The 3,033-nt window shown below is 67.1% G+C and carries 4 protein-coding genes; 3 read left to right on the top strand and 1 reads right to left on the bottom strand.

Annotated elements, in window-relative coordinates:
• Together ACNPM4_RS09520 and ACNPM4_RS09515 are read left to right on the top strand one after the other, a co-directional pair.
• On the top strand, window positions 1-281 hold a 281-nt coding region (locus ACNPM4_RS09520), incomplete at its 5' end, for an RNA polymerase sigma factor (protein WP_448985506.1).
• The gene (locus tag ACNPM4_RS09515; protein WP_448985505.1) at window positions 268-1,386 is read left to right on the top strand and encodes a hypothetical protein; all 1,119 of its coding nucleotides are present in this window, start codon (window positions 268-270) and stop codon (window positions 1,384-1,386) included. The genes ACNPM4_RS09520 and ACNPM4_RS09515, both read left to right, overlap by 14 nt.
• Before the next feature lie 98 nt (window positions 1,387-1,484).
• On the opposite strand, the gene ACNPM4_RS09510 is transcribed toward ACNPM4_RS09515, so the two are convergent.
• The gene (locus tag ACNPM4_RS09510; RefSeq protein ID WP_448985504.1) at window positions 1,485-2,453 is read right to left on the bottom strand and encodes a helix-turn-helix transcriptional regulator; all 969 of its coding nucleotides are present in this window, start codon (window positions 2,451-2,453) and stop codon (window positions 1,485-1,487) included.
• 156 nt (window positions 2,454-2,609) lie between these two features.
• On the opposite strand from ACNPM4_RS09510, the gene ACNPM4_RS09505 reads away from it, so the two are divergent.
• Window positions 2,610-3,011, top strand: coding sequence for a RidA family protein (locus ACNPM4_RS09505; protein WP_448985503.1), 402 nt, complete (start codon window positions 2,610-2,612; stop codon window positions 3,009-3,011).
• Window positions 3,012-3,033 lie beyond the last annotated feature (22 nt).

The raw sequence follows: 3,033 nt of genomic DNA, 5'->3' as shown, positions 1-3,033 counted from the left end.
ATGCGGCCGGGGAGATCGAGCGCCTCTATCCGCGGATCGCAGCCCTCTCCGCCCGCGACCGGGAGGTCCTCTTCCTGCACGCGTGGGGAGACCTCACCTACGAGCAGATCGCCGCCGCGCTGCGGATCCCGGTCGGCACGGTGCGATCGAGGCTGAGCCGCATCCGCACCAAACTCGCGGCCCCACCGCCGTCGCCACCGCCGAAGGCCCCGCATGAGCCCCGGCCCGCGACCGCACACATCCGACTTGCTGAGAAAGAGATCATCCATGGACATCCTTGACACGGTGCGCGAGATGAAGCCCACCTACCCCGCGTCTTCGCAGGCTCCCCGTCGCGCCCTCCACCAGGAGATCGCGCGGTCGCGACGCCGACGCCCCGTCGGACGCATCGTCGCGGTGGCACTGGCAGGCACGGCCGTCGCCGCGGTGGCGGTGACAGCCACCGTCCTCACTCCCCCGGGAGTCGTCGGCCAGCCGCAGGCGGCCTCGGCATCGACCTACCTCAACGAGACCGCGGCTTCCATCCGCGCCGCCGTCGCCGAGCCGAGGGAAGTGACGATCACGACGCGGCACCTGGGGATGATCGGCGGGCCGAACGAGAAGTTCCTGCCGTTCGGGAGTTTCAGGACGGATGCGACGGCTGCCGTCGTCACCGAATCGAGCGCGAGCTATCTCAGCGCGACCGACGGCACATACTCGCTCACCGGCCGCACCGACATCCATGCCGCGGAGCTGTTCGGGAACGAGGCAGAGGTCGAGAGGGCGTGGACGGGGTACTACGGCGCGGAGTATCCGATCGGTGTGGTTCCTGCGACGTCGACCGAGGTCGAACCGGGCGAGGGCGATGCGACGCTTCCCGTCTCCCCCACGGACTTCCCCGCCGACCCGGCGGCGTTCCTCGCCGCGTGGGAGCGCGGCATGGAATCGCAGCTCGTCGCTGAGAAGGCTGCAGCGGCGAAGATGCCCCAGGACGGCGATCCCAAGACCAACGGGCTGTACGACAGCATCGAGGAGCGGCTCGCGATACCGGCCGCAGAGCACATGCTGAACATGCTCGGGCATTCGGTGCCCATCCTGACGGCATCCCCCGAGTACCGGGCGACCTACCTCGAGGCTCTCGCGCTGGCCGACGGGATCACCGTCGAAGACGGCGCCATGGCCGACAAGGTGCTCGTCTACGAGACCGACGACGCCCGGTTCCGCCTGACGGTCAACCCCGAGGAGGGCACCATCGTCGAGATCGAGAAGTTCCTGCTCCGCGTGCTCCCGGAGCCGTGGAGCAACCACACGAAGGACGACCCGCTCGTCGAGGTCGGAACGGCACCATTCCTGCCGGAGGACGTGGCGGACTTCTCCGCATCCTTCACGGCTGCACCCGCGGACTGACGCGTCCGCACCTCGTGCCCTTCTCATCCGCGATGCCGGGTGAGGAGGGCACGTCGCCGTTCACGGCACAATCGTCAGAGTCTCCGGCCCGGCCTCCGCTAGGCGTCGGTTGCGAGCGTCGGACCGCGGGGCGAGTAGCGGGCCGCGATCTCGACTGCGTGCTGATGGAGCACATCCCTCAGCTCGGGAGGGCTGAGGGCTTCAGCGTCGACTCCTAGTTTCCAGATCGCCCATGCCGCGTGGCGCAGGTCCTGAAAAGTCAACTCCATTCGAAGCCGACCATCCGACTCGGCCGTCTCGTGAACGATCGCGAGAGCCGTCTCGGCGAGTTCCTCTCGTCGCGCGGGGTCTAGCCGGGCGTCGACGATGAACTGCGCTTCTCCGGCACGAAAACGTGCACTGCGCGCCTCCCAGAGTTGGGCGAGGTTGACCTCACTCGGGCGTTCTGCAGGAGCGGCGAGTGCCTCTGCCGCCAGAACCCGAGAGAGACGGTAGGTGCGATCATGGCCATCGACCGACGCGAGAAGGTAGCTCCTCTCCCGGACCGTCACGAGGCCGATGGGATCTACGTGCCGCCAGGTGGCGTCACGACCTTCGGCGGCGTAGTGAATGCGCAGTTTGCGTCCGTCGAGCACAGAGCGGCGCACTTCGTTCATGACCGCCTCCGAGATGCCTTCGGCGAGCCGGTACCGGGACAGGAGATCCGCTTCAGGTTCGAACAGTATGCGCTGCGCGGCGTCGGTCGCCGCGGCTTGATGGCCGGCCGGTATCGCATCGACGACCTTGCGCATGGCGGAGGACAGCGCCGATCCCAGGCCGAACACCTGTCGCCCCCCGATGCTGCCGGCAGTGAGCAGGGCGAGTGCTTCCTCCTGGTTGAGGCCCATCAGCTCGGCACGAAATCCAGGGAGCAAAGAGAAGCCGCCGTTGCGACCGCGGTTGACGTAGACGGGCACCCCGGCGGCGGACAGCGCCTCGATGTCTCTGAGAATGGTGCGCGTAGACACTTCCAGCTCGTCGGCGAGCTGGGATGCAGAGAGCGAACCCCGTTGCCGCAGGAGCAGCACGAGAGAGACCAGGCGATCGGCACGCATAGGAAGCTTTCTCAGAAATACATGACAAGAGGTGTCGTGTATCGCTGCGAGGCTCGAAGTGTCGTCGATTCGGACGGCGATCTGCTGGACCGGATCACCGGCACGGCACACACAACGAATGGAGAAGAGATGGCACTCGAACGCACCGCAGTCAACCCGGTCACATGGTCGCTGGAAATGGGGTTCAACCAGGGTGAGGTCGTGTCCGCTGAGTCCCGCACGTTGTACATCTCGGGGCAGACCGCGATGAACAAAGAGGGACAGCCCGAGCACCACGGCGACATGGCCGCTCAGCTCGCGCTCAGCATCGACAACCTCGAGGCGGTGTTGACGGAGGCCGGGATGAACCTCGCGAACCTCGTGCGCCTGAACGTCTACACGACCGACGTCGACGCACTGTTCCCGCACTACGGAGAGCTCGCCGGACGGCTCGGCGCCGCGGGCGTCTCGCCCACGACCACAATGCTCGGAGTCTCGCGCCTTGCGATCCCCGGCCAGCTCGTCGAGTTGGAAGGTACGGCGGTCGCCTGATCGGACGGCTCAGACGACCCCC

This window comes from Microbacterium umsixpiens, from assembly GCF_053543675.1.
The sequence above is the reverse complement of the archived record's forward strand: the minus strand, read 5'-3'. Positions and strand labels throughout refer to the sequence as shown.

What these genes read in the sequence shown, in the direction of transcription:
- ACNPM4_RS09515 (WP_448985505.1), top strand. Translation starts at nt 268, where the DNA reads ATGGACATCCTTGACACGGTGCGCGAGATGAAGCCCACCTACCCCGCG.
- ACNPM4_RS09505 (WP_448985503.1), top strand. Translation starts at nt 2,610, where the DNA reads ATGGCACTCGAACGCACCGCAGTCAACCCGGTCACATGGTCGCTGGAA.